The sequence below is a fragment of the Microbacterium maritypicum genome (assembly GCF_008868125.1).
Taxonomy (GTDB): Bacteria; Actinomycetota; Actinomycetes; order Actinomycetales; family Microbacteriaceae; genus Microbacterium; species Microbacterium maritypicum.
Genome location: NZ_WAAQ01000003.1, coordinates 97,999 through 111,075, shown reverse-complemented (window position 1 = coordinate 111,075; position 13,077 = coordinate 97,999). Strand labels below are relative to the sequence as shown.

14 protein-coding genes are annotated in these 13,077 nt (G+C 68.6%); 8 read left to right on the top strand and 6 right to left on the bottom strand.

The window, feature by feature from the left end; translation table 11 throughout:
* Positions 1-16: 16 nt before the first annotated feature.
* From F6W70_RS16180 to F6W70_RS16165, 4 genes are all read left to right on the top strand, one after another.
* Positions 17-1,147, top strand: coding sequence for a class I SAM-dependent methyltransferase (locus F6W70_RS16180; protein WP_151487336.1), 1,131 nt, complete (start codon positions 17-19; stop codon positions 1,145-1,147).
* A gap of 337 nt (positions 1,148-1,484) precedes the next feature.
* Positions 1,485-2,786, top strand: a complete 1,302-nt coding sequence (locus tag F6W70_RS16175) for a quaternary amine ABC transporter ATP-binding protein (protein ID WP_017830050.1) — start codon at positions 1,485-1,487, stop codon at positions 2,784-2,786.
* Positions 2,786-3,787: an ABC transporter permease gene (locus tag F6W70_RS16170; RefSeq protein ID WP_127481466.1), complete on the top strand. Its 1,002-nt coding sequence runs from the start codon at positions 2,786-2,788 to the stop codon at positions 3,785-3,787. Before F6W70_RS16175 ends, F6W70_RS16170 begins: the two co-directional genes overlap by 1 nt.
* Before the next feature lie 53 nt (positions 3,788-3,840).
* Positions 3,841-4,746, top strand: a complete 906-nt coding sequence (locus F6W70_RS16165) for a glycine betaine ABC transporter substrate-binding protein (RefSeq protein ID WP_055871845.1) — start codon at positions 3,841-3,843, stop codon at positions 4,744-4,746.
* Between the two features lie 121 nt (positions 4,747-4,867).
* Here F6W70_RS16165 and F6W70_RS16160 read toward each other — a convergent pair whose 3' ends face one another.
* Complete coding sequence (locus tag F6W70_RS16160; RefSeq protein ID WP_170287945.1) at positions 4,868-6,136, bottom strand: sensor histidine kinase; 1,269 nt, start codon at positions 6,134-6,136, stop codon at positions 4,868-4,870.
* Between the two features lie 5 nt (positions 6,137-6,141).
* On the bottom strand, positions 6,142-6,807 hold the full coding sequence (locus F6W70_RS16155) for a response regulator transcription factor (RefSeq protein ID WP_055871851.1): 666 nt from the start codon (positions 6,805-6,807) through the stop codon (positions 6,142-6,144).
* 172 nt (positions 6,808-6,979) lie between these two features.
* Here F6W70_RS16155 and F6W70_RS16150 point away from each other — a divergent pair, with 172 nt between their 5' ends.
* Genes F6W70_RS16150 through F6W70_RS16135 form a run of 4 tightly spaced genes read left to right on the top strand, consistent with a single transcriptional unit; the run spans position 6,980 to position 10,672 of the window.
* Positions 6,980-7,708, top strand: a complete 729-nt coding sequence (locus F6W70_RS16150) for a hypothetical protein (protein WP_127481471.1) — start codon at positions 6,980-6,982, stop codon at positions 7,706-7,708.
* Positions 7,705-8,760, top strand: a complete 1,056-nt coding sequence (locus F6W70_RS16145) for a peptidoglycan-binding protein (RefSeq protein ID WP_151487334.1) — start codon at positions 7,705-7,707, stop codon at positions 8,758-8,760. Before F6W70_RS16150 ends, F6W70_RS16145 begins: the two co-directional genes overlap by 4 nt.
* Entirely contained in the window at positions 8,757-9,467 is a 711-nt protein-coding gene (locus F6W70_RS16140) for an ABC transporter ATP-binding protein (RefSeq protein WP_151487333.1), read from the top strand. Before F6W70_RS16145 ends, F6W70_RS16140 begins: the two co-directional genes overlap by 4 nt.
* A gap of 17 nt (positions 9,468-9,484) precedes the next feature.
* The gene (locus tag F6W70_RS16135) at positions 9,485-10,672 is read left to right on the top strand and encodes an ABC transporter permease (RefSeq protein ID WP_170287944.1); all 1,188 of its coding nucleotides are present in this window, start codon (positions 9,485-9,487) and stop codon (positions 10,670-10,672) included.
* 116 nt (positions 10,673-10,788) lie between these two features.
* On the opposite strand, the gene F6W70_RS16130 is transcribed toward F6W70_RS16135, so the two are convergent.
* From F6W70_RS16130 to F6W70_RS16115, 4 genes are read right to left on the bottom strand one after another with little or no spacing between them, the layout of a single operon-like run.
* The gene (locus tag F6W70_RS16130; protein ID WP_055875710.1) at positions 10,789-11,556 is read right to left on the bottom strand and encodes an ABC transporter permease; all 768 of its coding nucleotides are present in this window, start codon (positions 11,554-11,556) and stop codon (positions 10,789-10,791) included.
* Positions 11,553-12,326: an ABC transporter ATP-binding protein gene (locus tag F6W70_RS16125; RefSeq protein WP_151487331.1), complete on the bottom strand. Its 774-nt coding sequence runs from the start codon at positions 12,324-12,326 to the stop codon at positions 11,553-11,555. Before F6W70_RS16125 ends, F6W70_RS16130 begins: the two co-directional genes overlap by 4 nt.
* Entirely contained in the window at positions 12,323-12,691 is a 369-nt protein-coding gene (locus F6W70_RS16120; RefSeq protein WP_017830056.1) for a DUF1048 domain-containing protein, read from the bottom strand. The genes F6W70_RS16125 and F6W70_RS16120 overlap by 4 nt, the downstream gene beginning before the upstream one ends.
* A gap of 2 nt (positions 12,692-12,693) precedes the next feature.
* Entirely contained in the window at positions 12,694-13,056 is a 363-nt protein-coding gene (locus F6W70_RS16115) for a PadR family transcriptional regulator (protein ID WP_055871877.1), read from the bottom strand.
* Positions 13,057-13,077 lie beyond the last annotated feature (21 nt).

Below are 13,077 nucleotides of genomic sequence, written 5' to 3'. Positions count from 1 at the left end.
CGCGTACAGTGGGCTGGTGCCGGAGTTCCCCTACAGCCGCCTGCGCCGCTGGCCCGACGTCGAGGCGGACAACCTCCAGGCGTATGACGCGACCGATCTGCTGCTCGTCGAACGGGCGCTCGCCCTCGATGCTCCAGGTTCCGAGACCGTCGTGATCGGTGACGAGTACGGCGCGATCACCCTGGCGCTGACGGCTGCCGGACGACGCGGCATCCGGGTGCATCAGGACCTCGCGACCGGTCGTCGGGCCCTGAGCCGCAACGCCGAGGTGCTCGGGCTCGCCGGCTTCACCGCACACGAGCTCGACGCCGAGCTGCTCGCCGGGGCGAAGGTCGTGCTGCTGCAGCTGCCGAAGGCGCTCGCGGAACTCGAGGAGATCACGGATGCGGTGGTCCGCTGGGCGGCGCCCGACGTCGTGCTCATCGCGGGAGGTCGCGTGAAGCACATGACCCTCACCCAGAACGAGGTGCTCGGGCGCCGTTTCGCGCAGGTGCAGGCCCAGCGCGCGGAGCGCAAGTCGCGGCTGATCGTGGCGTCGGAGCCGCTCCCCGCCCCGTCGACACCGCCGTTCCCCGTGAGCGCGCAGCACGACGGGCTCACTCTGGTGGCGCACGGCGGGGCCTTCGCGGGCGCGCGCCTCGACATCGGCACCCGGGTGCTGCTGGAGGCGCTCGGCGCTCAGGCGACGGGGGCGGCGGTCGACGTGCTCGACCTCGGCTGCGGCACCGGGGCGCTCGCGGTCTCGTACGCGCTCGCCCATCCCGAGGCGCGCGTGACGGCGACCGACCGGTCGGCAGCGGCCGTGGCCTCCGCGCGGGCGACGGCGGCCGTGAACGGGGTCGCCGACCGGGTCGTGGTCACCCTCGACGATGCTGCCTCGGACGTCCCGGATGCGAGCGTCGACGTGGTGCTGCTGAACCCGCCGTTCCACCTCGGGGCGAGCGTCCACACGGGGGCGGCGACCCGCCTGTTCGAGGCCGCGGCGCGCGTGCTCCGACCCGGCGGAGAGCTCTTCACGGTCTACAACTCCTCGCTCGCGTATCGTCCGGAACTCACCCGGCTGATCGGTGCGACCACGCAGGTGACACGCACGGCGAAGTTCACCGTGACGCGCAGCATCCGCCGTTCCGACACGCCCGATTCCTGACGCCGGGGCCCTCGTCAGGGGGATTGTTGAATACCCGTGCAATTCCCCGGTCAGCCGCTGAAACTCGTGCAGGTCGAGCGCCCGGGATTTGCCCCTGATCGGCCATTTCGTTACGTTGGAACGTGGGCCTGACGGCCCGAAGACCAGTCCGCGACCACGTCCTTCTTTCGATGAGCTGTGCTGCGAAGAGGCGTGGACGTACGGTCGATGCTCTATCGCGGCGGATCCGAAATCCGCCGCCTGTGCCGCCACAGCGATCATGTCGAACGGCCCCGAGAGCTCACCCGGGCGTAACCGAAGCAGGCTCAGCCACCCGAAGGCGAGCCGCGGGGGAAACGTGTCCGAAATCGCTCTCGAAGCGCGCAATCTGTACAAGGTTTTCGGTAAGAATCCGAGCACCGCCGTCCGTCGGTTGAAAGCCGGTGAGAGCCGCGCCGCCGTCGCGGATGCCGGTACCGCAGCGGTCATCGACGCCAGCTTCACCGTCAACCGCGGTGAGATCTTCGTCATCATGGGGCTGTCCGGATCGGGCAAGTCCACCATCATCCGCATGCTCAACGGGCTGCACGATGTCACCTCCGGAACCGTCACGGTGAACGGCGATCCCATCACGGGCATTCCGTCGTCGAAGCTCCGCGAGATCCGTCGCGACCGCATCTCGATGGTGTTCCAGCACTTCGCCCTGCTGCCGCACCGCTCCGTCGCCGCGAACGTCGCCTACCCGCTCGAGCTGAAGGGCGTCGGCAAGGTCGAGCGCCTGGCCAAGGCCGAGGAGATCCTCTCCCTGGTGGGTCTCGAGGGCCAGGGCGAGAAGCTCCCGTCCGAGCTCTCCGGTGGCATGCAGCAGCGCGTGGGGATCGCCCGCGCGCTCGCCGCCGACAGCGACATCCTGCTGATGGACGAGGCATTCAGTGCGCTCGACCCGCTGATCCGTCGCGAGATGCAGGAGCAGCTGCTCGAACTGCAGCAGAAGCTGCAGAAGACGATCGTCTTCATCACGCACGACCTGAACGAGGCCATGTTCCTCGGCGACCGGATCGCCGTGATGCGCGACGGCCGCATCGTGCAGATCGGCACCCCCGAGGACATCCTGATGGACCCGGCCAACGACTACGTCGAGCAGTTCGTGCAGGACGTCGACCGCGCTCGCGTGCTCACCGCCGCGAACGTGATGGAGCGCCCGCGCCCCGTCGTGCCGCACACCGCAGGTCCGCGCACCGCGCTGCGCCAGATGCGCGATGCGTACATGTCGGCGACCTACGTGGTCGGTCGCGACCGCCAGCTCGTCGGTGTCGTCACCGACCGGGATGCGGTCAAGCTCGTGCGCAACGGCGCGACCACTCTCGACTCGATCCTCAAGCCCGTGCTGCAGAGCGTGCGCGAGGACGAGGTGCTGATGAACCTGTTCGTCCCCGCCGTCGAGTCGCCGCTGCCGCTCGCGGTGACCGATGCCGACGGCCGCCTGGTGGGCGTGATCCCGCGTGTGACCCTGCTCGCCGCCCTCGGCCCCGGCCCCGGAGCGACCGAGGAGATCACCCTCCCGCTGATGCCGATGCCGCAGGCCGAGATCGATGCCGTGCTCGATGACGGGTGGACCGCCGACCCGGCCGATGCCCCGACCACGGAGGAGGTGCGCTGATGGATGACTTCCGCATCCCCGTCGGAACCTGGATCGAATCCGGCGTCGACTGGATCAAGGACAACCTCGACGGTCTGCTCGACGTGATCTCGTTCGTGATGAGCTTCCTCGTCGACGGCCTCACGCGCATGCTGCTGACCCCGCACTTCGCGGTCATCATCGTGATCGCCGCGCTCATCGCCTGGGTCGTGCGCTCGTGGCAGCTCGCGATCGGAACGGTCGTCTCCTTCGGCCTGATCGTGGCGATGGATCTGTGGGTCCCCGCCATGCAGACCCTCGCGCTCGTGCTCGTCGCCGCCGTGATCGCGGTGCTGATCGCCGTGCCGCTGGGCATCTGGTCGGCACGCAACGCGACCGTGCGCGCGGTGCTCAAGCCCGTGCTCGACTTCATGCAGACCATGCCGGCGTTCGTGTACCTGATCCCGGCGATCGTGTTCTTCGGCATCGGCGTGGTGCCGGGCCTCGTGGCCACCGTGATCTTCGCGCTGCCCCCGGGCGTGCGACTGACCGAGCTCGGCATCCGCGGTGTCGACTCCGAGACCGTCGAGGCCGGACACGCGTTCGGTGCCAAGCCGGGTCAGATCCTGCGCGGCATCCAGCTCCCCCTCGCGATGCCGACCATCATGGCCGGCGTCAACCAGGTCATCATGCTCGCCCTGTCGATGGCGGTCATCGCCGGAATGGCGGGTGCGGACGGCCTCGGGAAGATGGTGGTCGAGGCGATCTCGACCATCAACATCCCCAAGGGTGTCGAGGCCGGTCTCGGCGTCGTGCTGATCGCCGTCTTCCTCGATCGCGTCACCGCAGCGCTGGGCGCACCGGGCGAGAACCGCTCCTCGCTGCTGGGCATGCTCGCGCGGCGCCGCACGCCGCGCGACGGTGGTGGCGGAACAGCATCCGCCCCCGCCCCCGAGGTCACCGCGCAGCAGGATGCCGCGGACGAGGCGGAGCGCGCTGCGACCTCGCCTCGCCGCAACGCCGTCGGCGGCGGAGTGCACTGAGAGTTTCACCCCTACGGAACAACACACATACGGAACCGAGAGAGAGAAATCACATGAAGAAGAAGATCCTCGCAATCACAGCAGTCGGCATCGCGGCATCCCTCACCCTCGCGGGATGCAGCGGTGACGGCGCCGGTGGCACGGGCGGCGACAGCAACGCCGACGACAAGGGCACGATCACCCTGGGCTTCCTGCCCTCGTGGACCGACGGCCTGAGCACCGCATACCTGCTGCAGGACCAGCTCGAGAAGATCGGCTACACGGTCGAGATGAAGACGCTCACCGAGGCGGGCCCGCTCTACACCGGCCTCGCGCAGGGTGACGTCGACATGTACCCGTCGGCCTGGCCCGAGCTCACCCACGCCACGTACATGGAGAAGTACGGCGACGACATCGAGGACCTGGGCAAGTACTACGACAACGCCAAGCTCACGCTCGCGGTGCCGGAGTACTCCGAGCTCACCTCGATCGAGGACCTCGTGGGCAAGGGCTCCGAGTTCGACGGCAAGATCTACGGCATCGAGCCGGGTGCGGGACTCACCGCGCAGACCCAGAAGATGATGCCCGAGTACGGACTCGACAGCGAGTACGAGCTGGTCACCTCGTCGACCGCGGCCATGCTCACCGAGCTGAAGACCGCGACCGACAAGCAGGAGGACATCGTCGTCACGCTGTGGCGTCCGTTCTGGGCCAACGACGCCTTCCCCGTGAAGGACCTCGAAGACCCGAAGGGCGCGATGGGCAAGGCCGAGGGCCTGCACTTCCTGGGTACCAAGGGCTTCGCCGAGGAGTTCCCCGAGGCTGCAGAGCTGATCGAGAAGATCAAGCTCGACGACGAGCAGTATGGCGCGCTCGAGGACCTCGTGGTCAACGAGTACGGCGAGGGCAAGGAAGCGGATGCCGTCGACGCATGGCTGAAGCAGTACGGCGACCAGTTCGACTGGACCGTCACCAGCTGACCGGCCTCACGCACACGCCTCTCAGAGGTTCGCTCCGGTCGCACGTGCTGCCGCTTCCCGGTCCGCCGGGCGGCAGGAAGTGCGACCGGAGCTTCTGCGTTCCGGCGCCGGTACGACGGTCTCAGAGCGGGAGGACGATCGCGGCGATCAGGCCGCCGCCCTTGCGGGCCCGCAGGCGAACTTCGCCGCCGTGGGTCTTCGCGATGCTCTGCACGATCGCGAGCCCCAGCCCGGTGCCGTCGGGGCCGGTGGAGGTGCGGCTCGCGTCGCCACGATAGAACGGCTCGGTGAGCAGCTCCACGGTGGCGGGAGTGATCGGCGCCCCGGTGTTCTCGACCTCGATGATGGCACGACCACGCTCGCGTCGGCACCGCACCCACAGTTCGCCATCCGGCACGTTGTGGCGGATGGCGTTCTCGAGCAGGTTGCGCACGGCCCTGGCCAGCAGCACCGTGTCGCCATCGACCGTGAGCTCGCGCAGATTCGCGTGCACCGCGATCTCCCCGGCGCCGAGGTCTTCGACCTCGTCCTCGATGAGGGTGCGCAGCTCGACGGGTTCGACCTCGTCCAGCCCGGTGCGGGCTCGGGCGAGGGAGAGCAGGGCTGTGATGAGGCGCTCGCTCTGCTCGGTGGCGCGGAGGGCGCGCTGCATGTTCGCCTGCAGGTCTGCCGGCACCGCGCCCTGTTCGAGCGGGATCTCCAGGGCCGTCCTGGTCGTGGTGAGCGGGGTGCGCAACTCGTGCGAGGCGTTCGCCACGAAGCGATCCTGCGCGGTGAACGCCGACTGCAGCCGGTCCAGCATCCCGTCGATCGTGTCGCCCAGCTCCTTGATCTCGTCGTCGGGACCAGGCAGGTCGAGGCGGCGCCCGAGGTCGCGCTCCGAGATGTCCCGCGCCGCGGCGGTGACCTCCCCGATCCGGTCGAGGGAGCGTCGCGCGAGCCAGAACGCGATCGCGGCGGCGACACCGGTGAAGGCCACGAGCACCACGACCGACCACAACAGCAGCCCGCCGCCGACCTCATCCGCGAGGAACGTCGACTGTTGCAGCACCGCGCCCTCGACGGCGTCGATCGTCACCGTCTGCATCGGAGTGGCCGCCGGGAGCCCGGCGGCATCGGCGGTCTCTGCGAAGTACGCGCATCCGGTGCTGCTGTCCCCGTAGAGGAGCGTGCTGCTGCCGGTGAAGGGTGAGACGCCCTCGGGGTCGGTCGCGCTTGCCTCCTGCGAGATCTGAGTGATCGACATCGACGGCACGCAGGTCGCTGCGGTCGTGTTGATCGCGGAGGCGAACAGCGACTGCACCACCAGATACTGCACCGTGAGCAGGGCGGCGCCCGCGGCGATGAAGACTCCGGCGATGATGATCACCAGTCGGGTGCGGAAGCTCATGCGTCTCATTGCGTCCCCACTCGATAGCCGTGCCCCGCCGCGGAGTGGATGACCGCGGGTGAGCCGAGTTTGCGTCGCAGCGTGTGCACCACGATCTTGACCACGCCACGGGTGCGCTCGAGAGGTTCGTCCCACACCTCGTCGAGCAGATCGTCGGCGCTGACGTAGCCGCCCTCCGCGGCGAGCAGCGTCTCGAGCACCCCGAACTCCTTGAGCGTGAGCCGGATCGGGCTGCCGTCCCGCTCCACGATGCGGCGCACGACGTCGAGGCGCACGCCCGCGAACTCCAGGACCGCACTCGCCCGCGTCGACTGTCCGCGGCGACCGAGAGCGCGCAGGCGGGCCAGCAGCTCGACGTACGCGAACGGCTTGGCGAGGTAGTCGTCGGCGCCGAGATCGAGACCCTCGACGCGGTCGTTGAGAGTGCCGGCCGCGGTGAGCATGAGGATGCGCGCCGGATACTCCTGCGCCACGAGTGTGCGGCATACGGCATCGCCGCTCAGCACCGGTAGGTCACGGTCGAGCACGATCACGTCCACATCGTTCGACGCGGCGGCGGTCAGGGCGCTCGCCCCGTCGCGTGCGACATCCACCAGGTAGCCCTCGCGGCGCAGGCCATCGGCGAGGGTGTCGGCCAGATCGACCTCGTCTTCCACCAGCAGCAGTCGCATGGCACCTCCCGTCTCCGAGGGTGCGCGCTGCGCGGTTAGTTTCCGGTTAGGCGGCGTCATACCCCCAGCAAACCAGCGCATCCGTAGAACTGACTGCACGTCGCGGATGAACTGCGACCGCGAGAAAGGGAAAGTCATGTTCGACTCGAAAGCACGCCGTTCCATGGTGGTGATGCCCGCTGTCTTCGCGCTCTTCGCGCTCTCGGCCTGCAGCGCCCCCTCCGGAGATGACAAGGCGAAGGACGGCGCGAACGATGCGGCCGCTGCCCGGTTCGTGACCTGCCTGACCGACGAAGGCCAGACGGCGAAGATCCTCGAAGGCGGCCAGGTGGGTCTGCTGATGCCGGATGTCGACGGCGGGGGATCCATGGGCACGCTCAGCGACAGCTCCGCTTCGATCAGCGTCGGCGAAGGCGAGGAGATGCCCATGACGATGTTCTTCTCCGACGACGACGGCGCGTGGCTCGCCTCGACCGCGGCATCCGGCTATCCGGAGGAGGGTGGCCAGCGCGCCGCCTGGGAGACCTGCGAGCAGGAGGTCCCCGAGTTCACCCAGCCGGAGCCCGACGTCTCGATGAAGGAAGGGGCGCAGACCCAGATGATCTCTCCCGAGGAGCTCACCGAGGCAGGACTCGCGTTCGCCTCGTGCGCCAGGGAGAACGGCTTCACCGACTTCGCCGATCCCGACGCCGACGGCATGCTCACGTTGCCCACGGGCATCACCGAAGACGAGGCGCGCACCCTTCTCGAGGCGTGCGCGGAGACCACGGGAGAGATGCCGCCCATGTTCACGCAGGAGAGCATCGAGGCGGCTGACTTCGACTGGTTCGCGCTGATGGGGGAGTTCTTCGACGGCATGTTCGCGGCAGCGTCCACCATCCCCTCCGGAGGCGACGAATGAGCCGCCGACTGACGAAGGTGCTGGTGCCGGTCGGGGTCCTGCTCGTGGCCGCCGCAGTGGCGCTGGCGGTGCTGCAGCCGTGGAGCTCGGTCGCCGAGTCTCCGGATGACGGCAAGAAGCCGGTCACCGCGAAGGCCGAGCTCACGACGCTCACCTCCGATCTGCGACTGAACGGAACCCTGAGCTACGGCGCGTCGATCGCCCTGCCGGGTCGTGGTGGAACGATCACGCGCCTGCCGACTGCGGGAGATGTGATCGGTGTCGGCCAGGCGATCTACGAGGTCGACGGGAGGCCCGTGATCGCGATGCGCGGCGACCGCCCATTCTGGCGCGACCTCGGCGTCGGCGTCGACAAGGGTCCCGATGTCCGACAGCTCGAGCAGGCTCTCGCCGACCTCGGCTTCGGCAGGAACCTGACGGTGGACGACGAGTTCACCGCGGTCACCGAGACCAACGTCAAGGCCTGGCAGAAGTCGCTCGGCGTGCCGCAGGACGGCATCGTGAAGTTGGGCGACGTCGTCGCGATCACCGCCTCTTCGGTGCGTGTCGAGTCGGTCACGGCGCAGCTGGGCGACCCGGCGGGCACGAGTCCACTGAAGTACACCAGCACCACTTTGCGGGTCGTCGCCAAGCTCACCGATGCGCAAGCGCGTGAGATCCTGCCCGCGACCCGGGTGACCGTGGTCCTCCCGGACGGCACGGAGGTGCCGGCGACGGTGACCGCCGTCGACCCGGGCGGTCAGCCGACCGAGAAGGAGGGGGAGACCACGCCGGCCACCGCGAACGTCGAGTTCGACGACCCAGCTGTGGCGGAGGGGATCGGGCTGCGTGCGGTCAAGGTCGTGTTCGCCACCTCCGAGGTGAAGGACGCCCTGGTCGTGCCGGTGACCGCCCTGGTCGCGACGACCGACGGAGGCTACGCGGTCGACGTGCTGCGCAAGGGCGGCAAGATCGTGCGCGTCGCCGTGGAGGTCGGACTGATCGCCGACACCAAGGTGCAGGTCACGGGCGGCGACCTCGCCGCCGGCGATGCCGTGGTGGTGGCGCGATGACGCCGGACACCGTGGTCGAGCTCGTCGACGTGATCAAGGAGTACCCGGGCAGCCCGCCGCTGCGCGTGCTGCACGGCATGAGCCTCGCGATCGAGAGCGGCGAGCTGGTGGCCGTGGTCGGAGCATCCGGATCGGGAAAGAGCACGATGCTCTCGATCATGGGAACCCTCGACGACCCCACCAGTGGCACCGTGCTGATCGATGGGACGGATGCCGCAGTCCTCGCCGAACGAGACCGGGCGGTCCTGCGCGCTCGCCGCATCGGATTCGTGTTCCAGCAGTTCTTCCTGCTGCCGGCGCTCAGTGCGCTCGACAACGTCGCACTCGGGCTCCTCTATTCGGGAGTCCCCGCGACGGAGCGCTCGGTGCGGGCGGCTGCGGCCCTGGAGCGGGTCGGCCTCGGCGCTCGGATGAAGCACCGGCCGGGTCAGCTCTCGGGCGGCGAGCAGCAGCGGGTCGCGATCGCCCGGGCGATCGTCGGGAACCCGTCGGTGCTCTTCGCCGATGAGCCCACGGGCGCGCTCGACTCGACGACGGGCGAGCACATCCTCGAGCTGCTCACCTCGATCGCGGGCGCCGGTACCGCGGTCGTGATCATCACGCATGATCCGCACATCGCCGAGCGCACGCAGCGGCAGGTCAGCATCCACGACGGGCGCATCGTGAGCGACACCGGCTCACCAGAGAAGGAAGAGGTCGCGGCATGAGGCGGAGGGGAGAGCGGATGCCGCGGCTGAGCGCTGCGGACAGCATCCGCACGGCGCTCATCGGACCACGCAGCCGCAAGATGCGTACGGCACTGTCGGCGCTCGGCGTCGCTGTGGGCATCGCGGCACTCACCGCGATCACCGGCATCGCCGCCTCGAATCAGGCCGAGCTGCTGGCGAAGCTCGATGCGCTCGGCGCCAACATGATCGTGGTGCAGCCGGGCTACGGGCCGGACAACAAGCCGGTCGCGCTGCCGGAGACGGCCGCGGGCATGATCGAACGGGTGAAGGGGGTCGAGCAGGTCGGGGTGCTCGAGAAGGTGCCGGACGGCACGGGCGTGTACCGCAACGACCTCATGCCGAAGAGCCAGGGCAACGGACTGACGGCGTATGCGGCGAGTCCCGACTTCCTGTCGTCGGTGGAGGGATCGGTGGCGAAGGGGTCGTGGTTCGACGAGACCGACCGCTCGCTGCCGGTGACCGTGCTGGGGGCGGCTGCGGCTGCGCGCATGGGCATCACGGAGCCGGGTGTGCGGGTGTGGATCGGCGAGCAGTGGTACACCGTGATCGGGATCCTCGATTCGGCGGGACTCGCCGAATCGATCGACGCGAGCGCGTTCCTCGGCGATCACTGGGCGGCCGAGCACGTGTCGGCGAAGGACGATGACACGATCGCCTCGATCTACGTGCGCATGACCGACGGGGGCACGGGCGAGAAGGTCCGTGATGCGATCGCCCGTGCGGCGAATCCGTCGTCCCCGTATGTGCAGGTGACCGGACTCGGCGACCTCGCCGGGGCGCGGGACACCGCGGATGACTCGCTGTCCGGCCTCGCGGTCGGACTTGCGGCGATCGCTCTGCTGGTCGGAGGGATCGGCATCGCGAACACCATGGTGGTGGCGGTGCTGGAGCGGCGCGGCGAGATCGGACTCCGACGGGCGCTCGGCGCGCGCTCGGGTCAGATCGCGGGTCAGTTCGTGGCGGAGGCGATCGTGCTCGGCGGCCTGGGGGGCCTGGCCGGGCTGCTGCTCGGTGCCGCGGGTGTGTTCGTCTACGCCGGCATCCAGGGGCAGGCGGCGACGATACCCCTCGTGGTGCTCGTCGGCGGCCCGCTCGTGGCGCTGGTGGTCGGCGTGATCGCGGGGCTGTATCCGGCGATCAGTGCCGCGCGGCTGTCGCCCACCTCGGCGTTGCGCACGGTCTGAGCGTCAGCGCACTCCGGAGCGGAGCTCTCGGCGTCGGGAGGAGCATCCGAGCGCGGCGAAACGCCCCGGCCGGGTCGAGTGACCCGGTCGGAGCGTCCCGTCTCGCTGGGTGAAGATCAGCTGACCTTCTTCCGGTAGGAGATGATCGCGAACACGTAGGCGACCACGAGGATGCCGACGCACCAGGCGAGGGCTACCCAGATGTCGGAGCCGACGGGCTTCTCGGCGAACAACGCCTGGACGGTGTTGACGATCGAGGTGACGGGCTGGTTGTCGGCGAACCACTGCACCGGAGCCGGCATGGTGTCGGTCGGCACGAACGCCGAGCTGATGAACGGCAGGAAGATCAGCGGGTAGGAGAACGCACTCGCGCCGTCGACCGTCTTGGCGTTCAGACCCGCGATGATCGCCAGCCAGGTGAGTGCCAGGGTGAACAGCATCAGGATGCCGATCACTCCGAGCCAGGCCCACAAGCTCGCCCCGGTGCGGAAACCCATCAGGAATCCGACGCCGAAGATGATCGCCAGCGTGATGGCGTTCGCCGTCAGCGACGTGAGCACGTGCGCCCACAGCACGCTCGATCGGGCGATCGGCATGGAGTGGAACCGCTCGAAGATGCCGCTCTGCATGTCGGTGAACAGCCGGAACGCCGTGTACGCGATGCCCGAGGCGATCGCGATGAGCAGGATGCCGGGGAGCAGGTAGTTCACGTAGTTGTCGGTGCCGGTGCTCTGCTGGAGCGCACCGCCGAAGACGTAGACGAAGAGGAGCATCAGCGCGATCGGGGTGACCGCCGTGGTGATGATCGTGTCGGGGCTGCGGAAGATGTGCCGCATGGAGCGGCCGGTGAGTGTCGCCGTGTCGGCGGCGAAGTGCATGGTCATGCCGCATCCTCCTTCTTGGACGTGGTGCCGACGAGGGTGAGGAAGATCTCCTCCAGAGTGGGCTGCTTCTCGACGTACTCGACCTTCGCGGCCGGGAGCAGCTTTTTCAGCTCGGCGAGCGTGCCGCCGGCGATGATGCGGCCCTCGTGCAGGATCGCGATGCGGTCGGCCAGATGTTCGGCCTCGTCGAGGTACTGCGTGGTCAGCAGCACGGTCGTGCCCGTGTTCGCGAGTTCCTTGACCACGCCCCACACTTCGATGCGGGCTTCGGGGTCGAGGCCCGTGGTCGGCTCGTCGAGGTAGATGACCTCGGGGTGTCCGACCAGGCTCATCGCGATGTCGAGGCGGCGACGCATGCCGCCGGAGTAGGTGCCGACCTTGCGGGCGCCGGCATCCGTCAGGCGGAAGGTCTCCAGCAGGTCGTCGGCGACCTTCCCGGCGTCTGGCAGGTGCCGCAGCTTCGCGACCAGCACGAGGTTCTCGCGTCCGGTGAGGATCTCGTCGACCGCGGCGAACTGTCCGGTGAGGCTGATGCGCTCACGCACGCCCACCGGGTTCGCGGCGACATCGATGCCCTGCACGGTCGCGGTTCCGGCATCCGACTTCAGCAGGGTGGAGAGGATGCGCACCACGGTGGTCTTGCCGGCGCCGTTCGAGCCGAGGAGGGCGAAGATACTGCCCTTCTCCACCTCGAAGTCGACGCCGCGCAGCACGTGCAGATCTCTGTACGACTTCTCGATGCCGCGCACCGAGATGGCTGCATCCGTCATGATTGCTCCTTCTTCTTCGCGTCGTCGAACGCCTTGATGAGACGCGTGCGCTCCTTGTCGATCCACTGCCGCCCGCCGTAGGCCGCCGCGTAGTTCTCGGCGAACTCGACCGGGTCGTCGCCGACGATCGCGCTGACGGGGGTGCCATCGATCGCGGCCCGCTCCCACAGGTCGGCGATGTCGAGGAACATCTGCACGATGATGTCGCCGTCGGTGACGCCGCCGTAGTACATGTTGTAGCGCTGCTGGGCCTTCGCGACCTCGCGATAGGGCTCGGGCAGGGCGTTGATGCGGGCCTGGGCCTGCTTGTACTGCTTCTTCTCCTCGAGCGATCCGGTGAGCGCTTCGATCCACTTCGCGGCCATGATCAGTTCTCCTTGCTCTGGGTGTTGCTCTTGTTGTCGGTGTGGGTCTGCTTCAGCTGCGCGATGCGCTGCGCGAGGAAGTCCCAGGTCTTCCAGAACTCCTCGAGCTCCTGCCGGCCCTGCGCGTTCAGGGTGTACACCTTGCGGGGCGGCCCCTTCTCGCTCGGGACCTTCTCGACGTCGACGAGGTTCTTCTGCTCGATGCGCACGAGGAGCGCGTAGATGGTGCCCTCGGCGGTGTCGGTGAACCCGTGCGCGCGCAGCCGTGTGGTGATCTCGTACCCGTACGCGGGCTGCTCGGCGAGGAGGGCCAGGACGATGCCCTCCAGAGTGCCCTTGAGCATCTCGGTCATCTGCTTGCCCATCGGGTTCCCCTTTCGTGTCGG

Coding starts and splice junctions, on each gene's coding strand:
- F6W70_RS16170 (WP_127481466.1), top strand. CDS start 2,786: ATGGATGACTTCCGCATCCCCGTCGGAACCTGGATCGAATCCGGCGTC.
- F6W70_RS16165 (WP_055871845.1), top strand. CDS start 3,841: ATGAAGAAGAAGATCCTCGCAATCACAGCAGTCGGCATCGCGGCATCC.
- F6W70_RS16160 (WP_170287945.1), bottom strand. CDS start 6,136: ATGAGCTTCCGCACCCGACTGGTGATCATCATCGCCGGAGTCTTCATC.
- F6W70_RS16155 (WP_055871851.1), bottom strand. CDS start 6,807: ATGCGACTGCTGCTGGTGGAAGACGAGGTCGATCTGGCCGACACCCTC.
- F6W70_RS16150 (WP_127481471.1), top strand. CDS start 6,980: ATGCCCGCTGTCTTCGCGCTCTTCGCGCTCTCGGCCTGCAGCGCCCCC.
- F6W70_RS16145 (WP_151487334.1), top strand. CDS start 7,705: ATGAGCCGCCGACTGACGAAGGTGCTGGTGCCGGTCGGGGTCCTGCTC.
- F6W70_RS16140 (WP_151487333.1), top strand. CDS start 8,757: ATGACGCCGGACACCGTGGTCGAGCTCGTCGACGTGATCAAGGAGTAC.
- F6W70_RS16135 (WP_170287944.1), top strand. CDS start 9,485: ATGCCGCGGCTGAGCGCTGCGGACAGCATCCGCACGGCGCTCATCGGA.
- F6W70_RS16130 (WP_055875710.1), bottom strand. CDS start 11,556: ATGACCATGCACTTCGCCGCCGACACGGCGACACTCACCGGCCGCTCC.
- F6W70_RS16125 (WP_151487331.1), bottom strand. CDS start 12,326: ATGACGGATGCAGCCATCTCGGTGCGCGGCATCGAGAAGTCGTACAGA.
- F6W70_RS16120 (WP_017830056.1), bottom strand. CDS start 12,691: ATGGCCGCGAAGTGGATCGAAGCGCTCACCGGATCGCTCGAGGAGAAG.
- F6W70_RS16115 (WP_055871877.1), bottom strand. CDS start 13,056: ATGGGCAAGCAGATGACCGAGATGCTCAAGGGCACTCTGGAGGGCATC.